The organism is Mesorhizobium sp. M0207, from assembly GCF_040321995.1.
Lineage (GTDB): Bacteria > Pseudomonadota > Alphaproteobacteria > Rhizobiales > Rhizobiaceae > Mesorhizobium.
Genome location: NZ_JAMYSQ010000001.1, coordinates 58,911 through 85,396 on the forward strand (window position 1 = coordinate 58,911; position 26,486 = coordinate 85,396).

General features: G+C 62.4%; 24 protein-coding genes, 1 tRNA gene and 1 riboswitch. Of the genes, 11 read left to right on the forward strand and 14 right to left on the reverse strand.

The genetic code is table 11. The features are described 5' to 3' along the window. The first annotated feature begins 34 nt into the window (after positions 1-34). Positions 35-108: transfer RNA gene (locus NKJ15_RS00315), tRNA-Gly, on the forward strand. Positions 109-422: 314 nt separating this feature from the next. Here the strand turns inward: NKJ15_RS00315 and NKJ15_RS00320 are convergent. Continuing rightward, positions 423-1,412 (reverse strand): LysR family transcriptional regulator, encoded by a 990-nt coding sequence (locus NKJ15_RS00320; protein ID WP_352813669.1) that lies wholly within the window; start codon positions 1,410-1,412, stop codon positions 423-425. A gap of 315 nt (positions 1,413-1,727) precedes the next feature. Here NKJ15_RS00320 and chvE point away from each other — a divergent pair, with 315 nt between their 5' ends. The 4 genes from chvE (at position 1,728) to araD1 (ending at position 6,897) form a co-directional block, all read left to right on the forward strand. Continuing rightward, on the forward strand, positions 1,728-2,792 hold the full coding sequence (gene chvE, locus NKJ15_RS00325; protein WP_254816339.1) for a multiple monosaccharide ABC transporter substrate-binding protein: 1,065 nt from the start codon (positions 1,728-1,730) through the stop codon (positions 2,790-2,792). A gap of 99 nt (positions 2,793-2,891) precedes the next feature. Further along, on the forward strand, positions 2,892-4,424 hold the full coding sequence (gene mmsA / locus NKJ15_RS00330) for a multiple monosaccharide ABC transporter ATP-binding protein (RefSeq protein WP_023677359.1): 1,533 nt from the start codon (positions 2,892-2,894) through the stop codon (positions 4,422-4,424). Then, positions 4,421-5,713 (forward strand): multiple monosaccharide ABC transporter permease, encoded by a 1,293-nt coding sequence (mmsB, locus tag NKJ15_RS00335; protein ID WP_352774687.1) that lies wholly within the window; start codon positions 4,421-4,423, stop codon positions 5,711-5,713. Before mmsA ends, mmsB begins: the two co-directional genes overlap by 4 nt. Before the next feature lie 191 nt (positions 5,714-5,904). Continuing rightward, positions 5,905-6,897: an AraD1 family protein gene (araD1, locus tag NKJ15_RS00340; protein ID WP_352457733.1), complete on the forward strand. Its 993-nt coding sequence runs from the start codon at positions 5,905-5,907 to the stop codon at positions 6,895-6,897. A 30-nt stretch (positions 6,898-6,927) separates the two neighbouring features. On the opposite strand, the gene NKJ15_RS00345 is transcribed toward araD1, so the two are convergent. After that, entirely contained in the window at positions 6,928-8,022 is a 1,095-nt protein-coding gene (locus tag NKJ15_RS00345) for a 2'-deoxycytidine 5'-triphosphate deaminase (protein ID WP_352813671.1), read from the reverse strand. 135 nt (positions 8,023-8,157) lie between these two features. Then, a riboswitch (SAM riboswitch) is annotated at positions 8,158-8,235 on the forward strand. A 70-nt stretch (positions 8,236-8,305) separates the two neighbouring features. On the opposite strand from NKJ15_RS00345, the gene NKJ15_RS00350 reads away from it, so the two are divergent. Then, positions 8,306-9,496: an O-succinylhomoserine sulfhydrylase gene (locus NKJ15_RS00350; protein WP_352813673.1), complete on the forward strand. Its 1,191-nt coding sequence runs from the start codon at positions 8,306-8,308 to the stop codon at positions 9,494-9,496. 36 nt (positions 9,497-9,532) lie between these two features. Here NKJ15_RS00350 and NKJ15_RS00355 read toward each other — a convergent pair whose 3' ends face one another. Further along, entirely contained in the window at positions 9,533-10,684 is a 1,152-nt protein-coding gene (locus NKJ15_RS00355; RefSeq protein ID WP_352813674.1) for a ceramide glucosyltransferase, read from the reverse strand. Between the two features lie 227 nt (positions 10,685-10,911). Between NKJ15_RS00355 and apaG the strand changes: the two genes are divergently transcribed. Beyond that, positions 10,912-11,304, forward strand: a complete 393-nt coding sequence (gene apaG, locus NKJ15_RS00360) for a Co2+/Mg2+ efflux facilitator ApaG/CorD (protein ID WP_352470114.1) — start codon at positions 10,912-10,914, stop codon at positions 11,302-11,304. A 6-nt stretch (positions 11,305-11,310) separates the two neighbouring features. On the opposite strand, the gene NKJ15_RS00365 is transcribed toward apaG, so the two are convergent. From NKJ15_RS00365 to NKJ15_RS00375, 3 genes are all read right to left on the reverse strand, one after another. Next, positions 11,311-12,321 carry an Hsp33 family molecular chaperone gene (locus tag NKJ15_RS00365; protein WP_352501705.1) on the reverse strand — a complete coding sequence of 337 codons (1,011 nt, stop codon included), beginning with the start codon at positions 12,319-12,321 and terminating at the stop codon, positions 11,311-11,313. 162 nt (positions 12,322-12,483) lie between these two features. Further along, on the reverse strand, positions 12,484-13,395 hold the full coding sequence (argF, locus tag NKJ15_RS00370; protein WP_352470112.1) for an ornithine carbamoyltransferase: 912 nt from the start codon (positions 13,393-13,395) through the stop codon (positions 12,484-12,486). 14 nt (positions 13,396-13,409) lie between these two features. Then, positions 13,410-14,609 (reverse strand): aspartate aminotransferase family protein, encoded by a 1,200-nt coding sequence (locus NKJ15_RS00375; RefSeq protein WP_352470110.1) that lies wholly within the window; start codon positions 14,607-14,609, stop codon positions 13,410-13,412. A gap of 355 nt (positions 14,610-14,964) precedes the next feature. Between NKJ15_RS00375 and NKJ15_RS00380 the strand changes: the two genes are divergently transcribed. After that, positions 14,965-15,489, forward strand: a complete 525-nt coding sequence (locus tag NKJ15_RS00380; RefSeq protein WP_023677348.1) for a GcrA family cell cycle regulator — start codon at positions 14,965-14,967, stop codon at positions 15,487-15,489. 158 nt (positions 15,490-15,647) lie between these two features. Here NKJ15_RS00380 and NKJ15_RS00385 read toward each other — a convergent pair whose 3' ends face one another. From NKJ15_RS00385 to NKJ15_RS00395, 3 genes are all read right to left on the reverse strand, one after another. Then, the gene (locus NKJ15_RS00385; protein WP_023677347.1) at positions 15,648-16,655 is read right to left on the reverse strand and encodes a magnesium and cobalt transport protein CorA; all 1,008 of its coding nucleotides are present in this window, start codon (positions 16,653-16,655) and stop codon (positions 15,648-15,650) included. A gap of 116 nt (positions 16,656-16,771) precedes the next feature. Next, entirely contained in the window at positions 16,772-17,497 is a 726-nt protein-coding gene (gene phoU, locus NKJ15_RS00390) for a phosphate signaling complex protein PhoU (protein WP_023677346.1), read from the reverse strand. 117 nt (positions 17,498-17,614) lie between these two features. Then, the gene (locus tag NKJ15_RS00395; protein WP_352813676.1) at positions 17,615-18,877 is read right to left on the reverse strand and encodes an ATP-binding protein; all 1,263 of its coding nucleotides are present in this window, start codon (positions 18,875-18,877) and stop codon (positions 17,615-17,617) included. A 197-nt stretch (positions 18,878-19,074) separates the two neighbouring features. Between NKJ15_RS00395 and ppk2 the strand changes: the two genes are divergently transcribed. Further along, positions 19,075-19,977: a polyphosphate kinase 2 gene (gene ppk2, locus NKJ15_RS00400; protein WP_352766989.1), complete on the forward strand. Its 903-nt coding sequence runs from the start codon at positions 19,075-19,077 to the stop codon at positions 19,975-19,977. 24 nt (positions 19,978-20,001) lie between these two features. On the opposite strand, the gene NKJ15_RS00405 is transcribed toward ppk2, so the two are convergent. From NKJ15_RS00405 to NKJ15_RS00415, 3 genes are all read right to left on the reverse strand, one after another. After that, entirely contained in the window at positions 20,002-20,751 is a 750-nt protein-coding gene (locus NKJ15_RS00405; RefSeq protein ID WP_023677343.1) for an enoyl-CoA hydratase-related protein, read from the reverse strand. Between the two features lie 15 nt (positions 20,752-20,766). Continuing rightward, entirely contained in the window at positions 20,767-21,405 is a 639-nt protein-coding gene (locus tag NKJ15_RS00410; protein ID WP_023677342.1) for an acyl-homoserine-lactone synthase, read from the reverse strand. A gap of 97 nt (positions 21,406-21,502) precedes the next feature. After that, positions 21,503-22,234 (reverse strand): helix-turn-helix transcriptional regulator, encoded by a 732-nt coding sequence (locus NKJ15_RS00415; RefSeq protein WP_023677341.1) that lies wholly within the window; start codon positions 22,232-22,234, stop codon positions 21,503-21,505. Positions 22,235-22,505: 271 nt separating this feature from the next. On the opposite strand from NKJ15_RS00415, the gene NKJ15_RS00420 reads away from it, so the two are divergent. Further along, complete coding sequence (locus tag NKJ15_RS00420) at positions 22,506-23,357, forward strand: ABC transporter substrate-binding protein (RefSeq protein WP_352501702.1); 852 nt, start codon at positions 22,506-22,508, stop codon at positions 23,355-23,357. Between the two features lie 14 nt (positions 23,358-23,371). Here the strand turns inward: NKJ15_RS00420 and NKJ15_RS00425 are convergent, their stop codons facing one another. After that, positions 23,372-23,782 carry a tellurite resistance TerB family protein gene (locus tag NKJ15_RS00425; protein ID WP_023677339.1) on the reverse strand — a complete coding sequence of 137 codons (411 nt, stop codon included), beginning with the start codon at positions 23,780-23,782 and terminating at the stop codon, positions 23,372-23,374. A gap of 238 nt (positions 23,783-24,020) precedes the next feature. Between NKJ15_RS00425 and NKJ15_RS00430 the strand changes: the two genes are divergently transcribed. Continuing rightward, complete coding sequence (locus tag NKJ15_RS00430) at positions 24,021-25,676, forward strand: lysine--tRNA ligase (protein ID WP_352685723.1); 1,656 nt, start codon at positions 24,021-24,023, stop codon at positions 25,674-25,676. Here NKJ15_RS00430 and NKJ15_RS00435 read toward each other — a convergent pair. Continuing rightward, positions 25,639-26,478 carry a thermonuclease family protein gene (locus tag NKJ15_RS00435; protein ID WP_352813677.1) on the reverse strand — a complete coding sequence of 280 codons (840 nt, stop codon included), beginning with the start codon at positions 26,476-26,478 and terminating at the stop codon, positions 25,639-25,641. The genes NKJ15_RS00430 and NKJ15_RS00435 overlap by 38 nt on opposite strands. Positions 26,479-26,486 lie beyond the last annotated feature (8 nt).

Below are 26,486 nucleotides of genomic sequence, written 5' to 3' on the forward strand. Positions count from 1 at the left end.
ATCGGCGCCGGGCCATGATATCGGAGGAACCAGCGCGGGTATGATGTAATGGTAGCTTGTCAGCTTCCCAAGCTGAACGCGCGGGTTCGATTCCCGCTACCCGCTCCAGCTTTTGCCCCCGGTGCATTGCACTTGTTCTGGCCAAGCTGAAAACCAGCGGATTTATAGGCAGTTTTACGGCCCGGCTGGCCGTCTTTCATCTGTTTGGCCGATGTGCCAGTTCGTGGAATATCTCACATTGAGGGTCGGCGGGGCCTCGAATGACCCCAACCGGAAAGTCTACCCTTGGCCCGCTGGCTTCTGCTGGCGGGCTTTTTTTGAGCATCAGGCAATAGTGGCCGACGTGCATCGGCGCCGCTGCTGGCGGGCCTGTCTGGTCGTCTGGCCGGCCACGGGATGCGCTCCGCTTGCCGCTCCAGCCCTTATCCCACCTCCCGCAGAATAAAGTCGTGCAGCATCTTGGCTGCCGGTGACAGCGCGCGGTTCTTCACCGTGATCAGGCTGTAGGGCCTGACCTCGATGTCGAATTCAGTCTGGACAACATCGATGGCGCCGGCCAGGCCTTCCGGGTTCTGGATGAACTTCGCGACCTGGATCGAAACCGGCGCAATGGCGTCGGATTGCGCGACCATGACCAGAGTCAATAGCAGCGAGCTGGTGTTGAGGATGCGGTCCGGCAGCGCGATGTTGCGGTTCAAAAAGTTGCTTTCCATCGCCTGGCGCAGCGGCGAGCCGCCCGACTGGAAAACCCAGTCATAGGCGACGGTGTCTTCCAGCCGCACCGCCTTGCCCTTGGTCAGCGGGTGGCCGCGGCGCACGATCAGGCAGGCTTTCTCGACGCCGATGACGCGCGCTTCGAACAGCCGCGGATTGAGGTCGTCGGGGATGCGGGCGATGATGAAATCGTGGCGCGAGGCGATCAGCTCGCGCGCCAGGACGTTCGAGGTCTCGACCTGCATGGTGATTTCGATGCGCGGATAAAGGCGCCGGATCTCGCGGATCGCCGGCACCGCCAGCTCGATCGCCGGTGCTGTCACCGCGCCCAGGAATACTGAGCCGCCCTTGCCCGCCTTGAGCTCGAAAATCTCGCGGTCGACCTCGCGCATCTCGAGCAGGATCGATCGCGCGCGCCGTGCCAACGCCTTGCCATAGGGTGTCAGCGTGATGCCGCGCGGCAGCCTTTCGCAGAGCTTGACGTCGAGCACGGCCTCCATCTCGGCGATCATGCGCGAGGCCGCCGGCTGCGAGATGTTCATGACCTGGGCCGCGGCGCTCACCCGGCCGTGCTCGTCGAGGGCTGCGATCATGCGCATGTGACGCAGGCTCAAGCCGCTGCGCAGCAAGGTTCCGCCATCACCCGGGATCTCATCGTAACCGGCTGATATTCCGCCAGGATTTCGCAGCGCCGCCATGATTCTTCCCTACTCTTACGCCCGGCGCCCTGGCTGGATCCGGCTGCGTCGTCACTAGCCTAAGCCATATCAGTCTCGATATAGCAACCATCAAAGATCGCATTTGACAGTTATGGCAAAGCGACACACCCTTCGCGCGTCCTGAGGCTTGACGGTCGGTGACGAGGGAAACTCGTATCGATTGAACCAGAGTCTCGGGGCCGATTGGGAGGATACCGGAGATCGATTGACGGCAGCGGCGCGTTTGGCGCTCCTGCACGATTGCGCGGCCCACGAAACCCAAGGGTACGCGTCCATCAACCAGGGAGAGTTAATGTGAAGATTATCAAGACACTGGCCGCCGTCGCGGCCCTAGGTATCGCGGCCATGACGCTGCCGGCGCAGGCGGGCGAAGGCCTGATCGGCGTGCTGATGCCCACCAAGACCTCGCAGCGCTGGATCAACGACGGCGACGCCGTCAAGTCCCAGCTCGAGGCTCTGGGCTACACTGTCGACCTGCAGTACGCGCAGGACGACATTCCGAACCAGCTCAGCCAACTGGAAAACGAAATCACCAAGGGCCCGAAGGCGCTGATCATCGCTTCGATCGACGGCACCACGATGGGCGATGCCTTGCAGAAGGCGAATGACGCCGGCGTTGTCGTCGTCGCTTACGACCGCCTGATCAAGAAGACGCCAAATGTCGACTACTACACCACCTTCGACAATTTCGGCGTCGGCGTCATCCAGGCCAAATCGCTGCTCAAGGGTCTCGGTTATCCCGAGAAGAAGGGCCCGTTCAACATCGAGCTGTTCGGCGGTTCGCCGGACGACAACAATGCGTTCTTCTTCTATAACGGCGCGATGTCGGTTCTTCAGCCGCTGATCGATGACAAGACCCTCGTCGTGAAGTCCGGCCAGATGGGCATGGACAAGGTCGGCACGCTGCGCTGGCTGGCGGCAACCGCCCAGGCCCGCATGGACAATCTGCTCTCCGCCAACTACTCGGACGGCAGCCGCGTCGATGGCGTGCTCTCGCCCTATGACGGCCTGTCGCGCGGCATCATCGCTTCGCTGCGCGCCGTAGGCTACGGCACCGCCGATCAGCCATGGCCGATCGTCACCGGACAGGACGCCGAGACCGCTTCGGTCAAGGCGATCATCGCCGGCGAACAGTATTCGACCGTGTTCAAGGACACCCGCGAACTCGCCAAGGCGACGGTCGAACTCGTCGACAAGGTGCTCTCGGGCGGCAAGCCGGAAGGCCTCGACACCACGACCTACAACAACGACGTCAAGGTCGTTCCCTCGATCCTGTTGACACCGCACGACGTCGACAAGTCGAACTATCAGGCCCTGGTGGTCGACTCCGGCTACATCAAGGCCGAAGAGCTGAAGTAATCGCGGTTACAAAGCCTGGGGTCCTGCGCAGGCAGGGCCCCTTTTCGTTGGCGAGCCAGCCCGGTATTGTTTGCGGACCTCGCAGGAGTGGTATTCTCAATGGCATCGACGATTTTGGAGATGCGCGACATCACCAAGACGTTTCCCGGCGTCAAGGCGCTGTCGAACGTCAAGCTCATGGTCGAGGAAGGCGAGATCCATGCCGTGGTCGGCGAGAACGGCGCCGGCAAGTCGACGCTGATGAAGGTGCTGTCGGGTGTATATCCGTCCGGCACCTATGACGGCCAGATCATCTATCGCGGCGATGAGTGCCATTTCAAAGGCATCCATGACAGCGAGCGCAAGGGCATCGTCATCATCCACCAGGAGCTTGCGCTGGTGCCGATGCTGTCGATCGCCGAAAACATCTTTCTCGGCAACGAGCACGCCAGATACGGCGTCATCGACTGGAATGCCAATGAGGCGCGCACCAGTGCCCTGCTCAAGAAGGTCGGCCTCAAGGAAGACCCCAACACGCTGATCACCAATATCGGCGTCGGCAAGCAGCAGCTGGTCGAGATCGCCAAGGCGCTCAGCAAGGAAGTGAAGTTGCTCATTCTCGACGAGCCAACCGCGAGCCTGTCCGAAAAGGACAGCCAGGCGCTGCTCGATCTGCTGCTCGAATTCAAGCGGCAAGGCATCACTTCGATCCTGATCTCGCACAAGCTCAACGAGGTGAACCGGGTCGCCGACAAGGTCACCATCATCCGTGACGGGCGGACCATCGAGACGCTGGCCAAGAAGGACATCTCGGAGGACCGCATCATTACCTCGATGGTCGGCCGTTCGCTCGACGACCGCTATCCGCCGCGCGAGCCGAAGATCGGCGAGACCGTTCTCGAAGTGAAAAACTGGTCGGTCTACCACCCCATCCATGCCGAGCGGCAGGTCATCAAGGGTATCAACCTCAACGCCCGCAAGGGCGAAGTGGTCGGCATTGCCGGGCTCATGGGTGCCGGCCGGACCGAGTTTGCCATGAGCCTGTTCGGCCGGTCCTATGGCCGTCGCATCACCGGCGAGGTGTTCCTCAACGGCAAGCCGATCGACGTCTCTTCGGTGAGCAAGGCGGTGGAACACGGCATCGCCTACGTTACCGAGGACCGCAAGACCTACGGTCTCAACCTGATCGACCACATCAAGCACAACATCACGCTGGCCAACCTGCCCGGCGTGTCGCGCCACGGCGTGATCGACGATTTGCGCGAGCTTTCGGTCGCCAACGATTATCGCGGCAGGACCAATATCCGCGCCTCGAGCGTCTACCAGATGACCGGCAACCTTTCTGGCGGCAATCAGCAGAAGGTGGTGCTCTCGAAATGGCTGTTCGCCAATCCGGAAGTGCTGATCCTCGACGAGCCGACACGCGGTATCGACGTCGGCGCCAAGTATGAAATCTATACGATCATCGCGCGTCTCGCCTCCGAGGGTAAGGCAATCATCGTCATCTCGTCGGAAATGCCCGAACTGCTCGGCATCACCGACCGCATCTACGTCATGAACGAAGGGCGCATCGTCGGCGAAATGGCGGCAAGCGACGCCAGCCAGGAAAAGATAATGCGCGCCATCGTCCGCGGAGAAGGAAAAGCATCATGAGCACCGAAAGCGCTCCCGGGCCGCAGACCGGCGTTGCCCAGGATCTACAACAGGGACCTCGCATTGCCGTCTCGGCGCTGGTCACCAACCTGCGCGAATACGGGTTGGTGCTGGCGTTGATCGCAATCATGGTGTTCTTCCAGTTCACCACGTCCGGAACGCTGTTCAAGCCGGTGAACCTCAGCAATCTCGTGCAGCAGAACAGCTTCATCATCGTGATGGCGCTGGGCATGCTTCTGGTGATCGTTTCGGGCCACATCGATCTCAGCGTCGGCTCCGTCGCCGGCTTCATCGGCGCGCTGGCGGCGATGATGATGGTCATCTGGCCGCTTGGCCCATTGAGCAATCCGCTGGTGGTGTCGATCATCTGCCTGATCGTCGGTGGTGCGATCGGCGGGGCACAAGGCTACTGGATTGCCTATCACCGAATACCGAGCTTCATCGTCACGCTGGCGGGCATGCTGATCTTCCGCGGCATCTGCCAGGCGCTGCTGGGTGGCGGGTCTTCCGTAGGGCCGCTTCCCGTCGGCTTCAAGGCGCTCAGTTCCGGCTTCATTCCGGACCTGATCGGCCCATTGACGCTGATACCGCCAACCGTGAACGCCGCCGGCAAAACCATTGTCGGCAGCGGCCTGACGCTGCACCTGACGACGATCGTGATCGGCCTCGTCGCCGTGCTCGCCTATGCCTATTTCGGGCTCAGGGCACGGCGCACCCGCGAGAAGCATGGCTACGAAGCCGAGCCCTTCTCGCTGTTCGTCGTCAAGACCCTGGTGATCAGCGCGCTGGCGCTGTTTCTCGTCTACCAATTCGCCACCTATAGGGGCCTCCCCATCGTTCTCATGGTGATGGGCGTGCTGATCGCCTTGTTCGTCTTCGTTACCAAACGCATGACGATCGGCCGTCGCATCTATGCGATGGGCGGCAATGCCAAGGCAGCCCAGCTATCGGGCATCAAGACCGAACGGCTGACGTTGATGGTGTTCATCAATATGGGCGTGCTGTCGGCACTCGGCGGCCTGATTATCGCAGCGCGCCTGGGGCAGGCTGTGCCGGCGGCCGGCCTCGGCAGCGAGCTCGACGTCATCGCCGCGGTGTTCATCGGTGGCGCTTCGGCGATGGGCGGCGTCGGCCAGGTGATCGGCGCGGTGGTCGGCGGCTTCATCATGGGCGTCATGAACAACGGCATGTCGATCATGGGCGTCAATGTCGATTGGCAGCAGGTGGTCAAAGGCCTGGTGCTGCTCGGCGCCGTCGTCTTCGACGTCTACAACAAGAACAAGGCTTGAGAGGCAACCAGGAGGCATACGGGTCACATCGCGACGCTGCCGGGCGGCGCAAAGAAGTCCCCCCGAGGGACCTGATCCGCGAGCGCAATCCGGACGAAGAATTTCAACCGAGGCGCGGACAGGGTCCGGGCCGCGCAGGGTAGGGTTTGCCGAGAAAGGGCAGGCCAGCCCACAATTCAGAGAGGGTTACCATGCTGATCTCACAAATCCTCGACGACGCCGAGACGATCCGCGTCGTTGCCCGCAACGGCGGCAAGACCCGCGTCATCAACGGCGCCCGCAGCGTCTATTCGCTGGCGATGGAAGCCGCGCGTACCGGCAGCGGGCTTGTCGCCCTGATCGAGCGCAAGGGCTTCGGCGAAACCGTCGACCTCGACGCTGCCTACAAGAAGGGCCGGCTGCTGTCGCCGATCAACCATCCCGATCCGGCGCATCTCCATCTCACCGGCACCGGGCTGACGCATCTCGGCTCCGCCGCGACCCGCGATTCCATGCACAAGAAGCTCAGCACGGACGGCGAGGAACAGCTGACCGATTCCATGAAGATGTTCCGCATGGGGCTTGAGGGCGGCAAGCCGGCGAAGGGCCAGATCGGCGTGCAGCCGGAATGGTTCTACAAGGGCAACGGCACCATGGCGGTGGCGCCCGGGGCGGCGCTTATGTCGCCGGCCTTCGCCCAGGATGCCGGCGAGGAGCCGGAAATCGCCGGTATCTATGTGATCGGCGACGACGGCGCCCCGTTCCGCGTCGGCTTCACGCTGTCTAACGAGTTTTCCGACCATGTCACCGAGCGTGTGAACTATCTCTTCCTTGCCCATTCCAAGCTGCGCAACGCTTCGTTCGGGCCGGAGATCCTGATCGGCGATCTGCCGTCCGATATCCGCGGCGCTTCACGCATCCTGCGCGACGGCAAGCTGCTTTGGGAAAAGCCGTTCCTGTCGGGCGAGGCGAACATGTCGCACACCATTGGCAATCTCGAGCATCACCACTTCAAATACTCGGCCTTCCGCCAGCCGGGCGACGTGCATGTGCACATGTTCGGCACGGCGACGCTGTCCTTTGCCGACGGCATCAGGACCGAGGCCGGTGACGTATTCGAAATCGAGGCGCAGGATTTCGGCCTGCCACTGCGCAACCCGCTTGAAATCGAGCAGCCGGTGAAGGTGGCGGTGAAGGCACTTTGAGCCGGGCGTAGCCCGCAAGTGAGAGGAAGGTCAGCGCGCGGCGCGGAAATGCTTGGACAGTTTCAGGCCCTGTGCCTGATAATTCGAGCCGAGATCAGTGCCGTAGAGCGCCCGCGGCCGTTTCAGCATGTGCTCATAGACCAACCGTCCGACGATCTGGCCGTGGTCGAGGATGAACGGCACTTCGTGGCTGCGTACCTCGAGCACCGCCCGGCTGCCGGCGCCGCCCGACGCCGAATGGCCGAAACCCGGGTCGAAGAAACCGGCATAATGGACGCGGAACTCGCCGACCAGCGGATCGAAGGGCGTCATCTCGGCCGCGTAGAGCGGCGGCACATGCACCGCCTCGCGCGACACCAGAATATAGAATTCGTCCGGATCGAGCACCAGCTCGCCGGCACCGCTCTTGTAGAGCGGCTCCCAGAAATCGACGACATCCTGCGCGGCGCGCTTGTCGACGTCGACCAGGCCGGTGTGGTGCTTGCCGCGATAGCCGACCAGCCCGTCCTTGTCTCCGTCGAGATCGATCGATAGCGCGATGCCCCCGCCTGAGATGTTGGGTGGTTCGGTGGCGACCAACATTTCGGCGCGGTGCAACTCGTGCAGCTCGTTTTCCGACAAGAGCGCATTGCCGGTGCGGAACCTGATCTGCGACAGCCGCGAGCCGGTCCGCACGACGATCGGGAAAGTGCGCGGGCTGACCTCCAGGTAGAGCGGGCCTTCATAGCCGGCGGCGATCTTGTCGAACTCGTGGCCGCGGTCGGTCATTACCCGAGTGAAGATATCGAGCCGTCCGGTCGAGCTTTTCGGGTTGGCGGAGGCGGAAATATGGGCGGGCAGCGCCAGGCTTTCGAGCAGCGGCACGATGTAGACGCAGCCGGTTTCCAGCACGGCACCTTCGGCGAGGTTGATCTCGTGCAGCTTCAGCCGGTCGAGCTTGTCGGCAACCCTGTGGTCCGGGCCGGGCAAGAAGGAAGCACGCACCCGCCAGGCCTTGTCGCCGAGCCTGAGGTCAAGGCTGGCCGGCTGGATCTGATCGGCATCGAGCGTGCGCGGCGATTTCAGCGCGCCCGTCTGGAACAGCGCGGAAATATCCTGATCGGGAAGAATGCCTGTCTGCCGCAAGGGTCTGGCTCCGTTCGAACGCCGGGCGAGGTCTTGTTCTGTCGCAGGTCCGACCGTGGACGCGTTTGGCACCTGCTTGGTACAACCCTCTTAATCATGCCGGCAATTGACGCAAGCGTGGCGCGGGTCTAAAGCTCGTTATCCCGTGGTGATTTGGCCGGTCGGCTTGCAGCCACGTTAAACAAGTCGCTAAAGGACCGTCGGGCCGCAAGGCCATATGGACCGGTTGCGACTTTCGCGACCGGTTTTTTGTTGTTTGGACCAATTTTGGTGTTTGGATAGAATGATGACCAAGAAGCGCGACTGGAAGCCTCAGACCGCACTCGTGCATGCCGGAACGCTGCGTTCCGGCTTCGGCGAGACCTCCGAGGCGATGTATCTCACCCAAGGCTATGTCTACGAGACGGCGCAAGCGGCGGAGGCCCGCTTCAAGGGCGAGGAGCCGGGCTTCATCTATTCGCGCTATGCCAATCCGACGGTCGACATGTTTGAGAAACGCATGTGCGCGCTGGAAGGAGCCGAAGACGCGCGCGCCACGGCATCCGGCATGGCGGCGGTGACGGCAGCACTGCTGTGCAGCGCCAAGGCGGGCGACCATATCGTGGCGGCGCGCGCGCTGTTCGGCTCCTGCCGCTGGGTGGTCGAGACGCTGGCGCCGAAATACGGCATTGAGGCAACGCTGGTCGACGGCACCGACATCGCCAATTGGGAAAAGGCGGTCAAGCCGAACACCAAACTGTTCTTCCTGGAAAGCCCGACCAATCCTACGCTGGAAGTGATCGACATTGCCGCCGTCGCGGCACTTGCCAATGCGATCGGCGCCAGGCTGATCGTCGACAATGTGTTCGCCACGCCCTTGCAGCAGAAACCCCTGCAGCTCGGCGCCCACATCGTCGTCTATTCGGCCACGAAGCATATTGACGGCCAGGGGCGCTGTCTTGGCGGCATCGTTCTGTCGGACAAGAAATGGATCGACGAGAACCTGCATGACTATTTCCGCCACACCGGCCCAAGCCTCTCGCCCTTCAATGCCTGGACGCTGCTGAAAGGCCTGGAGACGCTGCCGCTACGCGTACGCCAGCAGACGGAAAGTGCCGGCCGCATCGCGGATTTCCTGGCCGAGCGCCCGCAAATCGCCCGTGTCATCTATCCCGGCCGTGCCGATCACCCGCAAGCGGCCGTGGTCAAGAGGCAGATGTCGGGTGGCTCGACGCTGATCTGCATGGATGTGAAGGCCGGCAAGCAGGGGGCCTTTGCCTTCCAGAACGCACTCGACGTCGTGCTCATTTCCAACAATCTCGGCGACGCCAAGAGCCTGATCACCCATCCGGCCACGACGACGCACAAGAACTTGACCGATGAGGCCCGCGCCGAGCTCGGCATCGGACCGGGAACGCTCAGGCTGTCAGTTGGCCTTGAGGACGCCGACGACCTGCTCGAAGACATCGAGCAGGCACTGAGGTTTGCCGGATAAGGGCTGGCCGAACAGAGGCGAGCGGGGACGCGCCGATCAGGCGCCGGACGGGGTCTCTTCCAGCTCCGCGACGGCCTTGGTCTGGATAGTCATCACATTGCCGCGCCAGTCGACGGCGCCGCTCAGCCATCCGCGCGCCCAAATGGCGGGAAGCATCAGGTCTCGCGCCATCATCGCCGGGATGGTGCGCAGCGACAGCTGCCATCCCTTGGCCGAGGCCAAGGCGCATTCCGGCAGGTAGGCCGCAACCAGCACGGCGATGGCGGTTGCCGGCAGGCTGACGCCGGCGTCAGCCGCCGCGATCAGCGCAAGCACCAGCGGCGGCGCCGCGCCGATCAGGATCTCGGGGGCGAAGAACAGCGCGAAGGTGACGCGGCGCAGCCGCGCCCAGCGCGCCTGCCGCGACCAGATCTCGCCAAGCGTGCGCCGGCCGAGCGGCTGTTCGAAGGGCGAGGCGACAAGATTGACCCGCAGTCCGAGCCCGTTGACCAGCTTGGTCGCGGCGGCGTCCTCGGCGATCTCGGCGGCAAGCGCGCGGATGCCGCCATTGGCGTCGAGCATCGGCTTGTTCCACAACATGCTCTTGCCCTGCGCGAAGCCGAGGCCGAGCGCCTCTCCAGCGTACTGCCAGCGTGCCTGCAGCGTGTTGAGAAAGGCGCATTCGACCTCCCCCCAGAAGCCGTCCGGCCGCGAGCCGATCGGCGTCGAGCAGACGAGGCCAGTGCCATGCCGCCATGCCGCCATCAGCTGCTGGACGTAGTCGCTCGGCATAAGCACATTGGAATCGGCAAGGATGACCCAGCGATAATGCGCCGCTTCCCAACCCTTCACGCAATTGTTGAGTTTTGGATTGCCGCTGATGCGGTCGTCACCGACTAGAAGGCGGGCGCGAATAGCTGGAAAGCGCGCCATTGCGGCGGTGATCGGCTTGACCACCGGGTCGTCGGCATGGGCAACGCAGAAGATGAGTTCGTAGCGCGGCCAGTCGAGTGAGAAGGCGCGCTCCAGCGTCTCTTCGGCAAACGGCTCGATGCCGCGTGCCGGGATGACGATCGATACCGGCGGCGCGTTGGCGGGCGGTGCGATCCTGGCTGGTCGCTTCAGCTTCAGCGAAGCTAACAGGATGCTGGCGAGATTTGAAAGAAGGAGGGCTATGGAAAGGAGGGCGGCTGCGAATGTCGGTTCCATCGAGATCTGGTCACTCCAGAAGTGCCGGCCGCATGACGGCCGTTTTCAACAATTCGACAGAACGCTGAGTCGCCCGGCACAAGCCTGCACACCATCATTGTCATGTGTCACTTAAATGACATTGTTTTTCGGCACCTGCGCTCGAGTCGGGCAAGGAGATGACGCGCATCGTTGATCAAACTGCGCTGAGCGTCGAAAGTTCCATCTACATTGCTTTGGAGCAGTTTATGTACAGCGCCGTCACCCGCAACATCGAAGTGCAGGTCAGGCCGTTCTATCTGGAGGATCACTCCGACCCGCCGCAAAACCGCTATGTCTGGGGATATCAGGTGACCATCGACAATCAGTCGGATGAGTTCGTGCAGCTTCTGTCGCGCTACTGGCACATTACCGACGGCACCGGCAAGGTCGAGGAAGTGCGCGGCCCCGGGGTCGTCGGCGAGCAACCCGGACTCAACCCCGGCGACAGCTATCAGTATACGTCTGGATGCCCGCTCTCGACGCCGTCCGGCATCATGGTCGGGCACTACACCATGCGCAACAGGCGGGGCGAGACGTTCGACGTCGCCATCCCCGCCTTCTCGCTCGACTTGCCGGGAATGCGGCGCACCGTCAATTGACGGCCGTCATCCGGCCGCTGCAAACTCCGCCGGGTCGAAGTCATATTGCTTCGAGCAGAATTCGCAGGCGACGTGAATGCTGCCATCCTCGGTGCTGTCCCTGATCTCCTCGGCGGAAAAGCCTTCGAGGATGCCGTGGATCTTCTCCCTCGAGCATGAGCACTGGTCGGCGACCGGCACCCCGCCGAACACGCGGACGCCATGCTCGTGGAAAAGCCGGTAAAGCAGCCGTTCGGCACCGATCGTCGGATCGATCAGCTCGGTCGGTTCAATAGTACCAAGCAGCGCCAGCAGCTCCTGCCAGGAATTGTCGGTCGGGTCGTGGATTTCCTCACGCGGATCGCCGTCGCCACCTGGAAGGTCGGGTACGCGCATGCGCTCCGCCGATTGCGGCAGGAATTGTGCCAGCAGGCCACCGGCCCGCCATTGTTCGCGGGCACCGCCGACGCCGGGCGTCAGAAGCTTGGCAACCGAAAGCCGGAGGTCGGTCGGAATCTGCTCAGACTGGCGGAAATAAGTGCGTGCGGCATCTTCCAGTGTGACGCCGTCGAGCTGGACGATGCCCTGGTAGCGTTGTGTGTGGGCGCCCTGGTCGATGGTCAGCGCCAGGACGCCGCTGCCGAGCAGCGTCTGCGGTGACGTCTCGCCGGCAGAAGTCAAAGCCTGCAGCCGGTCGGCATCGAAGCGGGCATAAGCGCGCAGCGCGTGCGGCGTGGAGAAATCCGCGACCAGCATGTCGACCGGCCCGTCGGTGCGGGTCTGCAGAATGAACTTGCCCTCGAACTTCAGCGAAGTTCCGAGCAATACCGTCAACACACAGGCTTCAGCCAGGAGCCGGGCGACCGGCTCGGGATAGTCGTGGCGGCTGAGAATAGCATCGAGCATCGGCCCGAGCTGGACGGTGCGACCGCGCACGTCGAGCGGGCCGACCTCGAACGGCACGACATGGTCGTCGCCGGCGTAGCCGAATTCGCCGAGCTTGGGTTTATGTTCAGCCAATTGATGAGTTTCCAACATGACAAAGCTCCGGGGCGCGGCGATGCCGCCCTCCGGGGCGCATGCGACGAGACGCGCTCGATTTGCGTGATGCGCCTGAGATAGGCACCACCAACTCCCGGATCAAGGCGGCCCAGATCAAGGCGGCGCAGATCAGGCCGGCCCGGATCACCGCGGCTCGTATCAAGCGCCCAGGCACCAGGCCAGGACCGCCTTCTGGGCATGGAGCCGGTTCTCGGCCTCGTCGAACACCACCGAATGCGGTCCGTCGATGACCTCGTCGGTAACCTCCTCACCGCGATGCGCCGGCAGACAGTGCATGAACAGCGCATCCGGCTTGGCTTTCGCCATCAGTGCCGCATTGACCTGATAGGGCAGGAAGACATTGTGGCCGCGGGCACGGTGCTCCTGGCCCATCGACACCCAGCAGTCGGTGACGATGCAGTCGGCCTCGTGAACGGCCTCCTCGGGCGAACGGGTGAATTTCAGCTTGCCGCCATTGGCTTTCGACCAGTCGACATGCTTCTGGGCCGGTTCGCTGCCCTCGGGCACGGCGACATTCAGCTTGAAATGGAACCGCGCGGATGCCTCCAGCAGCGAATGCAGCACGTTGTTGCCGTCGCCGGTCCAGGCGATCGTTTTACCGGCCACCGGACCGCGGTGCTCTTCGAAGGTCATGATGTCGGCCATCAGCTGGCAGGGATGGGTCTCGTCGGTCAGCCCGTTAATGACGGGGACCGTAGCGTTTTCCATCAGTTCCAGCAGCCGGTCATGCGAGGTGGTGCGGATCATGATGGCATCGACGTAGCGCGACAGCACCTTGGCCGTGTCGGCAATGGTCTCCGAGCGGCCAAGCTGCATCTCGGTGCCGGTCAGCATGATCGTCTCGCCACCCAACTGCCGCATACCGACGTCGAACGACACGCGCGTGCGCGTCGACGGCTTGTCGAAGATCATCGCCAGCACCTTGCCTTCGAGCGGCTTGCTGCGTTCGCCGGCCTTGAGCCTTGCCTTTCGCACCGCTGCGTCGTCGAGCATGAAGCGCAGATCGCCTTCGGAAACGGCGGAAAGATCGGTGAAATGGCGAAGGGACATCAGGAATTCCAGGATTACTTCGCAGCGGCAGCGACGATGGCATCTGCCAGGCTCTTGGCGCCGGCACGAATGCGCTCGAGCGCTTCGTGGATCTCGGCGTCGGTGACGGTGAGAGGCGGCAGCAGGCGGATAACGTTGTCGCCGGCCGGAACCGTCAAGAGATGCTGGTCACGCAGTGCCACCGTGACCTTGGTGTTGGGCATCGCGCATTTAAGCCCGAGCATCAGGCCGGTGCCCCTGATGCTTTCGATAACATCCGGAAATTCGTCGGCGACGCCAGCGAGCCCCTGCTTCAACAGCAGTGCCTTGCGCTGGACGTCTTCGAGAAAGCCGTCTTCCAGTACCACGTCGAGCACGGCGTTGCCGACCGCCATTGCCAGCGGATTGCCGCCGAAGGTGGTGCCGTGCACGCCGGCGGTCATGCCGACCGCTGCCTCGTCGGTGGCGAGGCAGGCACCCATCGGGAAGCCGCCGCCGATGCCTTTGGCCACCGCCATGAGGTCGGGGGTGACACCCGCCCACTCATGCGCGAACAGCTTTCCGGTGCGGCCGACGCCGCATTGGACCTCGTCGAAAATCAGGAGCAGTCCGTGCTGATCGCAGAGCTGCCTGAGCCGCTTCAGCGATTGCGTCGGCACTTGCCTGATGCCGCCCTCGCCTTGCACCGGCTCGATCAGGATCGCCGCGGTTTCAGGCGTGATCGCCTTCTCGGTGGCATCCACATCGTCGAAACCGACCTGGTCGAAGCCGTCGACCTTGGGGCCGAAACCTTCCAGATACTTGTACTGGCCGCCGGCGGCGATGGTCGCCAGGGTGCGGCCGTGGAAGGCGCCTTCGAAGGTGATTGTGCGGTAGCGCTCGGGATGGCCCTTGACGAAGTGGTAGCGCCGCGCCGTCTTGATGGCGCATTCGAGCGCCTCTGCGCCGGAATTGGTGAAGAACACCTTGTCGGCAAAGCTTGCGTCGGCCAGCCGCTCGCCGAGCCGGCTCTGTCCCGGAATCTCGTACAGATTAGAGACGTGCCAGAGCTTGGCGGCCTGCTCGGTGAGGGCCGCGACCAGATGCGGATGGCTGTAGCCCAACGAATTCACGGCGATGCCGCCGGCGAAATCGAGATATCGCTCGCCCTTGTCGGTGACCAGCCAGGTGCCTTCACCGTGGTCGAAAGCCAGGGGTGCGCGAACAAAGGTCTCGAAAAGCGCCGAACCGCTCATTATATGCGTCTCCGGAACCGGAAAAATCAAAAAGCCGCCAAAGCGGCGGCCCTTGTGGCTTATCGTGTTTTTCGGCCGTGAAGTCAACGAAAAGGTCGCGCAAGGTCGCGCGGCAAGCCCCCCAGCATAACGCCGGCTCCTAAGCGACCGGGCAAGTTGGGGAAAACCGAAAAAACCGATTCGTGTTGGCCTTGGGACTCTTGTCACCGAGTCAGCGCATAAGGTAATTGTAGCAGAGAAATAACTAGATTTCGTGCGGCGGACCTAATCACCCGATATATGTGGTGTCTGCCCGGCAGAAGCCGGGTCGGGAATGGATTCCGATTGCCGCACGTTTCAGCAGGAGCGCGGTCTCATGAACTGGACTGACGAGCGAGTCGAACTTCTCAGAAAATTGTGGTCGGAGGGCCTCAGCGCCAGCCAGATCGCCGCACAGCTTGGCGGGGTCAGCCGCAATGCGGTCATCGGCAAAGTGCACCGGCTGAAACTGTCCGGTCGCGGACGCACGACCGCCTCACCGGCACGCCAGAAGAAGACGGTGCAGGGATCGACGATCCAGAAATCGGTGTCCCGGGCAGCAAGCGCCACGCGCCATGCCACCACCTCGATGTCGATCGGTGCGACCGCGCTCAAGGCGCAGTTCGATGCCGAACCGGTGGCGCGCCACTATATCCGCCCGGTCGAGAACGTCGTCGTGCCGATCTCGCGGCATCTGCAACTTGTCGAACTCAACGAGCGCACTTGCAAATGGCCGAACGGCGATCCGCTTTCGGAAGACTTCCATTTCTGCGGCAACGACGCCGCCGAAACCGGCCCCTACTGCAAGTACCACGCCCGCGTGGCGTTCCAGCCGGCATCGGAGCGGCGGCGGAGCAGATAGTTAGGGGAATAGGGGAGTAAGGCAGTACGGCAGTAGGTGAATTGTAGAGAAGCGCGCTCCCGAAGCGATAGCCTACTGCCCTACTGCCCTACTGCCCTACTGCCCTACTGCCCTACTGCCCTACTGCCCTACTGCCCTACTGCCCTACTGCCCCCGCTTCAAAGCCACCCATTCTTGCGAAACCGCCAGTAAAGAAACGTGCAGATCAGGGCAATTGCCGCCAGGACGGCCGGGTAGCCATATTCCATCCTCAGTTCCGGCATGTCGCTGAAATTCATGCCGTAAATGCCGGCGAATGCCGTCGGCACGGCCAAGATTGCGGCCCATGAGGCAAGCTTCTTGGAGATCGCCGTCTCCTGGCTTTGACCGACCAGAAGGCTCGCCTCGAAGGCGAAGGCGAGAACCTCACGCAGGCTGTCGATCTTTTCCTGGACAGTGCGGATGTGGTCGGTGACGTCGCGAAACAGCGGGTGCATGGCTGTGTGGATTTGCGGCAGATCGGCGCTGGTGAGCCGCCGGCAGACCTCCACCAGCGGCAGGGCCGCATTACGCAGGCGCAAGAGATCGCGGCGCAGCATGTAAAGCCGTTCGATATCGGAGCCGGTCATCGGTTTCAGCAGAACCTTGTCCTCGATCGCCTCGACCTCGTTTTCGATCTGCTCAAGCACCGGCATATAGTTGTCGACGATGAAATCGAGAATGGCGTAGAGGACGAAATCCTCGCCCTTGGCAAGGGAATGCGGGCAGCTTTCCCAATGCTGGCGAACGGCGGCGTAGGAGGTCGACGGGCCATGCCTGACGCTGACGATGTAGCCCGCGCCGACGAACAGATGCGTCTCGCCGAAGGTGACGCGGCTGTCGATCAGCTGCGCCGTGCGGGCAACGATGAACAGGGCATCACCATATTGCTCGATCTTCGGTCGCTGGTGCGGATGCTCGGCGTCCTCGATCGCCAGCTCATGCAGATGGAATTGCGCCTGGACGCGCAGCAACAAATTGCGGTCGGGCTCCAGCAGTCCGATCCAGACCACGTGGCCCGGCTTCCCGGCCCATTCGCCGGCTTCCTCGATCGGAATGTCGGCGATGCGCCGCCCAGCCGTATAGACGCCGCAAGCGATTATACCGGACATCGGCGGCGCAGGAGCAAACTCGCGGACATATTCCATCGCAGCCTCCTGAAGGCGGGGCCTTCATCGCGGAACTGAGAAGTCGGCGCGTCGAAAGCTTAGCGCAATTTTCTGTCGGGTGGCGAATCCGAAATTCGCATCAGTGCTGAGAGAACTCACTTCGCTGGTTGGGTTGCGGGAAGAATAATCTTGTCCGTCTTATCGCCCTTCGGACGATCGGCCGGCATCTGATCGCCGGTGACGATATAGTAGATCGTCTCGGCGATGTTGGTGGCGTGGTCGCCGATGCGCTCGATGTTCTTGGCGCAAAACAGGAGATGTGTGCAGGGGGTGATGTTGCGTGGGTCTTCCATCATGTAGGTCAGCAATTCGCGAAACAGAGAGGTGTACATGGCGTCGATCTGGTCGTCGCGGTCGCGCACGAAACCGATTTTCTCCACCGACCGCGACGCATAGACGTCGAGTACTTCCTTGAGCTGGGTCAGTGCCAGATTGGCCAAAGCCTCGAGGCCGCGGAACAGGCTGTTCGGCTGGCGCCCGTCTGCGACGGCAACCACCCGCTTGGCGACGTTCTTGCCGAGGTCGCCTACCCGTTCGAGGTCAGCCGAGATGCGGATCGCGCCGACGATTTCGCGCAGATCCGTCGCCATCGGCTGGCGTTTGGCGATGATGATGATCGCCTTGTCGTCGATCTCGCGCTGTCCCTCATCCAGAACCAGGTCGTCCCGAATGACTTTCTGGGCAAGCCCCGGATCAGCATTGACCAGCGCCGCGACGGCCTGCTCGACCATGCGCTCGGCATGCCCGCCCATCGCCGCGATGCGCTTCGACAGATATTTCAGCTCCTCGTCATAGGCGCTGACGATATGCACGGACTGCATGGACGAAATGCCTTCCCGGGATCTCGTGGTTGAGTCGTTCCCTCGAATCCCCGCTGATACGCTAGCCGGATGACAGAAAAAAGAAACGGCCCATTATGTGCTAGAGATAGTACTACGCTAGCGAGCCGGCAAATGGACCGTGAACGCCGCACCCTTGCCGACCTCCGACCTGATGGAGAGTCTGGCGTTGTGGCGGGTCAGGATATGCTTGACGATGGACAGGCCAAGGCCGGTGCCCTTCTGGGTTCGGCTGTTCTCGACGTCGACACGGTAGAAGCGCTCGGTGATGCGCGGGATGTGCTCTTCGGGGATGCCGGGGCCGAAATCCCTGATGGTGACGTCGATGCCCGGTTCGGGATCGCTGTCGCTGCGTATGATCGACACCACGACACGTCCGCCCGACTGACCATATTTGCAGGCGTTTTCCAGCAGGTTTTCGAAGACCTGGAAAAGCTCGTCCCGATCGCCGGCCACGTCGAGCGGCCCTTCCGCGAAATCACGCTCGATGACGACGCCGTTTTCCTTTGCGAGCGGCCCAAGCGAATCGATGACGCTGTCGATGGCCTGGCGCAGATCGACCTCGGTTCCCGGCTTGAGATAGGGCTTCATCTCCAGGCGCGACAGCGACAGAAGGTCGTCGATGAGGCGCGCCATGCGGCTGGTCTGGTTCTGCATGATCTGCAGGAACTGCTCGCGCGCCGCGGGGTCGTTGCGGGCCGGCCCGCGCAGCGTCTCGATGAAGCCGGCGATCGAGGCGAGAGGCGTGCGCAGCTCGTGGCTGGCATTGGCAATGAAGTCGGCACGCATTCTGTCGATCCGGCGCGCCTCACTCTGGTCCTTGAACACCAGCACGTAGAGATCCGTGGCATGGCCGACTGAAGACGCGCTCACCCGATAGGCTCGTTCGACCGGCAGCTTTTCTATGTAGTCGACGCTGTCCGAAGCGACGTTGCCCGCCAAGATGCTATCCAGCAAGGCCTGCATTTCCGGCGCGCGGAATTTCAGCGACAGCGACATGCCGGGGGCAATCCCACCGAAGGCGGCAAAGGCAGCGGCGTTGGCGTGGACGATGGCGGCGGAGCGATCGAAAATGATCAGCGGATCGGCAACCGCCGCCGCGAGATATTCGCCGGAAAGTTGTTGCACGCCCGACTCGATGGCCGCGGCATTTTCGGTCGATTGGCGGGCGATGCCGGCCGGCAGCATCGCAGCGGCAACCAGCACGGCGCCAGCCAGCAGCACCACATAGCCAGACATGCCGGCAAAACCATAGACCATCAGAACCGCAACGAGACCGGCCGCCAGCAGCCAGCGGCTGTTCCACAGCCGCATGGCGACGGTTTGCGCCCTGCCTCTCCGCTCTGTGCCGATGTCGGCCATTTGCGCTCCGTCTGCGGCCACTTCAAGAACTTCTTGCTGGACCGGCGCTAGAGCGCAGTGCGTCCAATTGGGCGCACAAAGGACGCTCTACCTCTTTATCTGCTGCATCGTTCTTTCCGAAAATCGATTCCGATTTTCGGGCCGATGCAGTAAGGCTCCCAATAGCACGAGTCCGGAAGCTGGAAAGGTTCGCCTCGATGAAAAACGCCAACGAAAGCCCCGCCGCACCCTCATCGGGGCCGCTGAAGATCATGATCGACGGCAAGGAGAGGGCGTTCGACATCGAGGCCCCCGCGCTTCCCGACTGGGTCGAGGACCGCAAGCTCACTGCCGGCGGTTACCCTTACGACAAGAAGATGAAGAGCGAGGAGTATGACGAGAGGCTAGAGAAGCTGCAGATCGAGCTGGTCAAGGCGCAGGCGTGGCTGCAGTCGACAGGCAGGCGGGTAATGTCGCTGTTCGAGGGGCGCGACGCTGCCGGCAAGGGCGGCACGATCTTCGTTTTGCGCCAGTATCTGAATCCTCGCACGGCGCGCAACGTGGCGCTGACCAAGCCAACGCCCACCGAGCTTGGACAATGGTACTTCCAGCGCTACGTCGACCACTTCCCGACGTCGGGCGAATTCGTCACCTTCGACCGCTCCTGGTATAACCGCGCCGGCGTTGAACCGGTGATGGGATTCTGCACGCCCGAGCAGCACGAGCAATTTCTGGACGAGGTTCCGCATTTCGAGCGGATGATTCGCAACGAGGGCATACATTTCTTCAAATTCTGGCTGAACATCGGCCGGGAAACGCAGCTCGAGCGATTCCACGACCGCCGCTGGAGCCCGCTGAAGAGCTGGAAGTTTTCGCCAATCGACATCGCCGGCATCAGCAAATGGGACGAATACACCAAAGCGCGCGACCTGATGGTCGAGCGCACGCACAAGGAGTTCGCGCCCTGGATCATTGTGCGGGCGAACGACAAACGGCGCGCGCGGCTGGCCGTCATGCAGCGCATTCTCCTTTCGCTTCCCTATGACGGCCGCGACCTCGACGTCATCGGCAAGGAGGACAAGAAGATCATCGGCGAAGGGCCGACTTTCCTCGAAAAATAAGCTCACCTCATCGATACGCGGCTCTCATGCCGCCAGCCGGGCAATCCGCTGCAGTCGCTTCAGCGTGGTGTCGTCCTGCAGCGCCTGCTGGAAAAGCGAGATCTCCTGATCGATACGGTCGCAGAGCGCGCCGGTGTCGCCCCTAAGCAGGTCGCGCGTCTGTAGCAGCGCCGCGACAGGCTTCTTGGCGAGTTGCCTGGCTCTTGCCAACGTGGCTTCCTCGACGCTGCCGTCCGTCACAATCTCGCCGACAAGGCCCAGTGCCCTGGCATCTTCGGCGGCGAGCGTGTCGCCCAGGCAGAAGAAGCGGAACGCCCCGGCATAGCCGAGCTTCTGCGGCGCCAGAATGCTGGTCGCCGCGTCCGGCACCAGGCCGAAATCGACGAACGGCACCCGAAACGTGCTCTTGCTCGAGGCGATCACCATGTCGCAGTGGAACAGGATGGTGCAACCGACGCCGACGGCGTCGCCGTCGACACAGGCAAGGACCGGTTTCGGAAACGTCGCCAGCGTGCGGAACATATCGGTGACGGCGGCGATCAGTCGCCGATGTTTGGTGGCGTCGAGAAATTCGGAGAAATCGGCACCGAGGCAGAAGCACCCGGCCAAGCCGCGCAGGACCACTACGCGGACGTCGTCGTCGACAGCGGCTTCGTGGAATGTCCTGGCCAGGCTTTCATAGGCCCGCCTGTCCAGCACCGGGCGGCCGTCACCCGACGATACCGTGACGATCAGCGTGTGATTGCGGAATTCTGCTTTTGAGTGAACGTTCATGGCCTCTCTCCAATCTCACGAGGCGCGTCTCTGTCCGAGCATGTCCGGATACCCTCTGGCCAGCACCGGCGCAAAGTGGTTGCGGCGCGAACGCACCACGTCGAGCGTGTGCTCGTTGAAGGTGAGCAGTGTGGCAACCACCTGCTGGTTGCCATAGGTACGCTGGTAACCGAGCGGCGTTGCCAGGAAATGCAGCTGCAGCGCGCGAAGCACCCACATCGGCTCGAATTCGATGATCACCTGGTTGACGTTGCGCTTCAGACCCCACTCGACGAAGCCGGCGATCAGCTCGGTGCCGACCGTCGACACGCCGCGCCGACCGTCGCGGAATCCCGGCGCAACCGCATAGCGGGTCAGTTCATAGACATTCGGGCCCGACGGTGGGGTTCCCTCATAAAGGTCCGCCAGCACATCGGTTAGAAGATGGGCCCGGGTTGTCGGCAACATCCGCTGATAACCGGCGAGCTCGCCATTGCGGATGACGATCTGGTGCACTGCCTCGTCGTGGTCGAATTGATCGATCTCGAGGCCATCAGGGCGCTGCAGATCGGTCCATCCCATCTCTTCGACGAAAACTCTGTAACGCAAACGATGAACTGCCTCCCAGAGGTCGGGCCGTTCCATCAATTCCTGGGTTGTGAGGGAAAAAAGCATTTGCCGTCTCCTAGTTTCAATAGGAAGATACGGCCGTGCTTTCCCAAAAAAATTACGCGATCACGCAAGCAAGAATTTCTAGGCCGGCGCGGCCGACCTAGTTAATATAGCCGCGCCTTATCGCTTCCGCGACGGCCTGGACCCGGTTGACGGCACCGAGTTTGCTTTTGGCGTTAAGAAGGTGTTTCTCTGACGTGTGTTCCGAAATGCCGAGAATTTGTGAAATCTCCCATTCGGACTTGCCAACAGCAGCCCATTGCAGGCATTCGCGCTCACGCGGCGTTAATTCGACATGATCGATGGTTTTGCCCGCCATGGTGTGGAGCTGCATTGCGCGGCCAATCGCATAAGTCGAGACCAGCGACACCAACCCGAACTCGGCGCTCGACAATTCGACAGCCTCGCCGCCTAGCGACACCATGACGATCTGGCCATCGAGCGTGATTAGCGGGAAGGCCAACCCGTCGCGCAGCTTGAATTCCCCGGCATCGCCCATCACCTCGCCGCCGCTCTTGCCGATGCGGATGCCCTGAGATGCTTCCCGCCACTGGAATGGCGCTTGAAGCTGCTTCATGTGGCTGACGACGGGGTCGTGATCGACGTAGTTGCGCGCGACGTAGCGCTCAAGCCATTCAGCCGGCCAGTCGCAGAGCAGCACATGGTCCTTTTGCTGGTTTCTCGGCGTGCCAGGTTGCGGAACCGTCCCGGCCATCAGCGCCGTCAGCCCGAACCCGCTTGTTACCCCCAACAGCTTTTCGCAGACGGCGGCGGCTGTGCCGGCGTGCTGCAACTGATCTATCAACTCCAGCGTACGATCGAAATGACCCATCGCAACATCTACCCCATGTTGCCTTCCGCTCTTGAGGCCAATGGCAGTGATCAACCCGCACCACGCCATCAACCCCGGACTGCAAAGCTGCCTCCCCCGTGCGTCCTACTGCTCCTCTTCAGCCGGCATCACGCAGTCACTTGCAAACTCACTAAACAATATCCCTAAATTGCAATGATGAAACCAAAAACCGTCGCACCTGTGTTTTTTTCGTACAAAAACCTGTGTTATTTCGTACGAAAGCCGGGGCAAGACCGAACGGAGTCGTCGCGTGGCGTTTCGGCGCATATCCATTTCATTGATCTCGATATTGATCGGAGCGCAATCGCTTGCGGCTGCTGCGCTCGCCGCGGAGCCGCAGGTGCCCGTGTTCTGGGACGCCAAGGAGCGGCTGCCAAAGCCGGACCTTTCGATGCTGCCGCGGCTGCGATTCCTGACCACCACGGATTTCCCGCCGTTCAATTTCCTCGATGGGGCAGGCCGGCTGTCGGGCTTCCATGTCGACCTGGCGCGCGCCATCTGCGCCGAGCTCGGCGTTGCCGAAAAATGCCAGATCCAGGCGCTGCCCTGGGCCGAGCTCGAAGGTGCGCTCGGGAAAGGCGAGGGCGAAGCGATCATTGCCGGCATCGCCGCGACGCCGGAGTCGCGGTCGAAATACGCATTTTCACGCTCCTACCTGCAATTTCCGGCCCGCTTCATCATGCTGAAGACACAGGCGCTGACCGAACCAATGTTCGACAAGCTGCGCAGCAAGCGTGTCGGCGTGATCGCCGGCTCCGCGCACGAGCGGGTGCTGCGCGATTATTTCGGCGACGTCCAAATCGTCCCGTTCGCAAAGCCGGAGGAGCTTTATGGCGAGCTGAAAGCCGGCAAGATCGACGCCGCCTTCGGCGACGGCATGCGTTTCGCCTTCTGGCTCGGCGGTTCGGATGCAGCGGGCTGCTGCCGCTTTGCCGGCGGCCCCTATCTGGCGCCCGAATATCTCGGCTCAGGCATGGCAATCGCCACCAGGGCCGACGATCCGGCACTGGCCGCCGCTTTCGACTACGCGCTGCAGGAAATCTCGGTGAAAGGCACGTTCGCCGAGTTCTATCTGCGCTATTTTCCCGTCAGTTTTTTCTGAGCTTGGCCGCCGGCTCAGGTCAGCGTGCGAAGGCGGGCCTTGGCGGCTCGCGCAATGGCGGCGACCGTCAGCGCATCGAGGTCGAGTTCCCGGCGGACGAGCTGCAGAACGCGTACCTCCTCCAGGCGCATTTCGAGATCGACAGCTGCGACCTCGAAGGCGGCGGCATAGGCGGTGTCACGCAGGCGTTCGGGCAGCGCCTCGGCGACGCGCGCCAGGACGCCCTCCAGCCCATCCTTTTCATGCAGCATTTTCTGGCAGGCCTGGGCGACCTCGACCAGCCGCTCCTGGTTGAAATCCTCAAACACCGGCCAGGATCGAACGACGTCGCCGATCCGCGCCAGTTCGACGTCGGTCATGTCGCGGTCTGACGCCGAGGTGATGACCATCAGGTAGATCATGGCTTCGTGTGGCGACAATGGCATTTACAACTCCTTGAGATGGTCCCGAAGTTAGGAACGAGGGACCGGCGCCGCAAGGAAAAACAGCCGCGATCGTTGGCGCTCCGATCACGCCTTGGAAGTTGATCCATCCTGACTATCGGGACGGGGGCTTCTTGCCTGATCACGGTCCTGCCCGAAAACCGGGTTCCACTTTTCGGGATCATGGTCTAGAGCATGCGGCTGCCGGCATCGATGCTGGCAACGTTGCAGGAATAGCATCATGGCCGAACAACAGCCGATCGATCTCAGCCCGGAAGTCCTCGCCGCCGCCGCCGAAAGCAAGGCGTGGCCATTCGAGGAAGCGAAAAAGATCGCCGCCCGCTACGCGAGCAGCGGCTACCCGGAAACGGTGCTGTTCGAGACCGGCTACGGCCCGTCCGGCCTGCCGCACATCGGCACGTTCGGCGAGGTGGCGCGCACATCTATGGTGCGCCACGCCTTCCGCGTGCTGACTGAAGACAAGGTCAAGACGCGGCTGCTGTGCTTCTCCGACGACATGGACGGATTGCGCAAGGTGCCTGACAATGTGCCTAACAAGGACATGCTGCGCGCCTACCTCGGCAAGCCGCTGACCAGGATACCGGACCCGTTCTCCAATGAGTATCCGTCCTTCGGCGCCGCCAATAACGCACGGCTGCGCACTTTCCTCGACCGTTTCGGCTTCGATTACGAATTCGCTTCCTCGACCGACTATTATACTTCCGGCCGCTTCGACGCGACGCTGCTCAAGATGCTCGAGCGCTTCGATAAGGTGATGGCAATTATGCTGCCGTCGCTGCGCGAGGAGCGGGCGCTGAGCTATTCGCCCTTCCTGCCGATCCATCCCAAGACCGGCATCGTCATGCAAGTCGCGATCGACGAGCGCAAGCTCGACGCCGGCACCATCGTGTGGCGCGACCCGGACACCGGCGAGCGCTTCGAGACGCCGGTGACCGGCGGTCATGCCAAGCTGCAATGGAAGCCAGATTGGGCGATGCGGTGGGCAGCACTCGGCGTCGATTACGAGATGTCCGGCAAGGATCTGATCGATTCCGTCAAGCTCGCCGGGCAGATTTGCCGCGCGCTCGATGCTCCGGCACCGGAGGGCTTCAATTACGAGCTGTTCCTCGATGAGAACGGCCAGAAGATCTCGAAGTCGAAGGGCAATGGGCTGACCATTGACGAGTGGCTGACTTACGCGCCGACCGAGAGCCTTAGCCTTTATATGTTCCAGCGCCCGCGAACCGCGAAGAAGCTCTATTTCGACGTCATCCCGAAGGCGGTAGACGAATATTACACGTTCCTCTCTGCCTATCAGAGGCAGGACTGGAAGGAGCGGCTGGGCAATCCGGTCTGGCACATGCATGACGGCAATCCCCCGGCAGTCGACCTGCCGGTTCCGTTCTCGCTGCTGCTCAACCTGGTCAGCGCCTCGAATGCGCAGAACAGGGACGTGCTGTGGGGTTTCATTTCGCGCCACGCGCCGGGTGTGACGCCGACAACCCATCCCGAGCTCGACCGGCTGGCCGAATATGCCATCCGCTATTTCGACGATTTCGTGAAGCCGGCGAAAGTGTACCGTGCTGCCGACGCGGTCGAGCGCGAGGCGCTGACCAAGCTTTCGGTAGCGCTCGCCGCGCTGCCGGCTGATGCCGACAGCGAGGCAATCCAGAACGCTGCCCTCAATGTTGCGCGCAAGATCGAGCGCTACCAGGACCATTCCAAGCAGAGCCCGGAGGGCGGACCCGGTGTCTCCGTCGCCTTCTTCCAGATGATCTATCAGGTGCTGATAGGTCAGGAACGCGGACCGCGCTTCGGCTCCTTCGCCGCGCTCTACGGCATCGCCGAAACGCGCGAGCTCATTCAGCGGGCGCTGGCTGGTCAACTGGCGGCATGAGGACGCCGTCTTGCTCCTCCAGGATCGAGCTAGGCGCTACAGGCGCGGATCGCGACGCAGCAGCCGGGAGCGGCGGCAGGCCTGAAACGCTCGGCGCCGGCCCGAAGACGCCTTTTTTTGCTGCACGCGCCTTCTCGCCGGCTTCTGCGTAAGGGCCGCCCTTGGCGGCGCGCGCCCAGCCATTTTCGACCAGCCATTGGCCGATATCCTGATTGCCGATCCGGCACTCGGCGGCGATCAGATCACGACCGCCTTCGGGCGGCACGGCACAGACCACCGCACGACTGCGGAGAAAGGCGCGGAAGGCCGTTCGCGCCCGAATGCCGCAATTCCAGGACTCGCCGCCGTCGGTGCAAGTCTCCTCCTGCTTGACGATGTCGATACCGGAAACCGCAATCGAATAGCCCTTTGCTTCGATGACCCCGGCGGCCGACGCGACGGGCTGGAATAGTTTCGTGCCTTTCCAGTCGTCAGGCATTTTCGTTTTTGGCGGCTTGGGCGGTGCGGCCAATGCCAGATCGCTCAACGGGGCGCGCGGCTCTATCCGTTCAAGCTCGTTGGAACCGGGCTGCGGCGGCACCACGATTTCTGGATCGATTGCCCTCGAATGCGCCGCCTGCTTGGCCGGAACTGGTTTCGGGATGGCCGACGTAGCCGGCGCGGCGGGCTGAGGTTCAGCGCCGACCTGGATTTGCTCCCAGGGGCCGCCGCCTTCGCTCTGGACGGCGCGGCCGCCGGCGACAATTGCCGTGGCCATCGCCGGGATCGCCAGAACAGCCAAGGCAAGGTGAGGCAGACGCACCGGCCCCG

Coding starts and splice junctions, on each gene's coding strand:
- apaG (WP_352470114.1), top strand. CDS start 10,912: ATGTACAGCGCCGTCACCCGCAACATCGAAGTGCAGGTCAGGCCGTTC.
- NKJ15_RS00430 (WP_352685723.1), top strand. CDS start 24,021: ATGGCCGAACAACAGCCGATCGATCTCAGCCCGGAAGTCCTCGCCGCC.
- NKJ15_RS00320 (WP_352813669.1), bottom strand. CDS start 1,412: ATGGCGGCGCTGCGAAATCCTGGCGGAATATCAGCCGGTTACGATGAG.
- NKJ15_RS00350 (WP_352813673.1), top strand. CDS start 8,306: ATGATGACCAAGAAGCGCGACTGGAAGCCTCAGACCGCACTCGTGCAT.
- NKJ15_RS00405 (WP_023677343.1), bottom strand. CDS start 20,751: ATGAACGTTCACTCAAAAGCAGAATTCCGCAATCACACGCTGATCGTC.
- mmsA (WP_023677359.1), top strand. CDS start 2,892: ATGGCATCGACGATTTTGGAGATGCGCGACATCACCAAGACGTTTCCC.
- mmsB (WP_352774687.1), top strand. CDS start 4,421: ATGAGCACCGAAAGCGCTCCCGGGCCGCAGACCGGCGTTGCCCAGGAT.
- NKJ15_RS00375 (WP_352470110.1), bottom strand. CDS start 14,609: ATGAGCGGTTCGGCGCTTTTCGAGACCTTTGTTCGCGCACCCCTGGCT.
- phoU (WP_023677346.1), bottom strand. CDS start 17,497: ATGCAGTCCGTGCATATCGTCAGCGCCTATGACGAGGAGCTGAAATAT.
- NKJ15_RS00355 (WP_352813674.1), bottom strand. CDS start 10,684: ATGGAACCGACATTCGCAGCCGCCCTCCTTTCCATAGCCCTCCTTCTT.
- NKJ15_RS00415 (WP_023677341.1), bottom strand. CDS start 22,234: ATGGGTCATTTCGATCGTACGCTGGAGTTGATAGATCAGTTGCAGCAC.
- NKJ15_RS00385 (WP_023677347.1), bottom strand. CDS start 16,655: ATGGAATATGTCCGCGAGTTTGCTCCTGCGCCGCCGATGTCCGGTATA.
- argF (WP_352470112.1), bottom strand. CDS start 13,395: ATGTCCCTTCGCCATTTCACCGATCTTTCCGCCGTTTCCGAAGGCGAT.
- NKJ15_RS00395 (WP_352813676.1), bottom strand. CDS start 18,877: ATGGCCGACATCGGCACAGAGCGGAGAGGCAGGGCGCAAACCGTCGCC.
- NKJ15_RS00380 (WP_023677348.1), top strand. CDS start 14,965: ATGAACTGGACTGACGAGCGAGTCGAACTTCTCAGAAAATTGTGGTCG.
- araD1 (WP_352457733.1), top strand. CDS start 5,905: ATGCTGATCTCACAAATCCTCGACGACGCCGAGACGATCCGCGTCGTT.
- NKJ15_RS00425 (WP_023677339.1), bottom strand. CDS start 23,782: ATGCCATTGTCGCCACACGAAGCCATGATCTACCTGATGGTCATCACC.
- NKJ15_RS00365 (WP_352501705.1), bottom strand. CDS start 12,321: ATGTTGGAAACTCATCAATTGGCTGAACATAAACCCAAGCTCGGCGAA.
- NKJ15_RS00410 (WP_023677342.1), bottom strand. CDS start 21,405: ATGCTTTTTTCCCTCACAACCCAGGAATTGATGGAACGGCCCGACCTC.
- ppk2 (WP_352766989.1), top strand. CDS start 19,075: ATGAAAAACGCCAACGAAAGCCCCGCCGCACCCTCATCGGGGCCGCTG.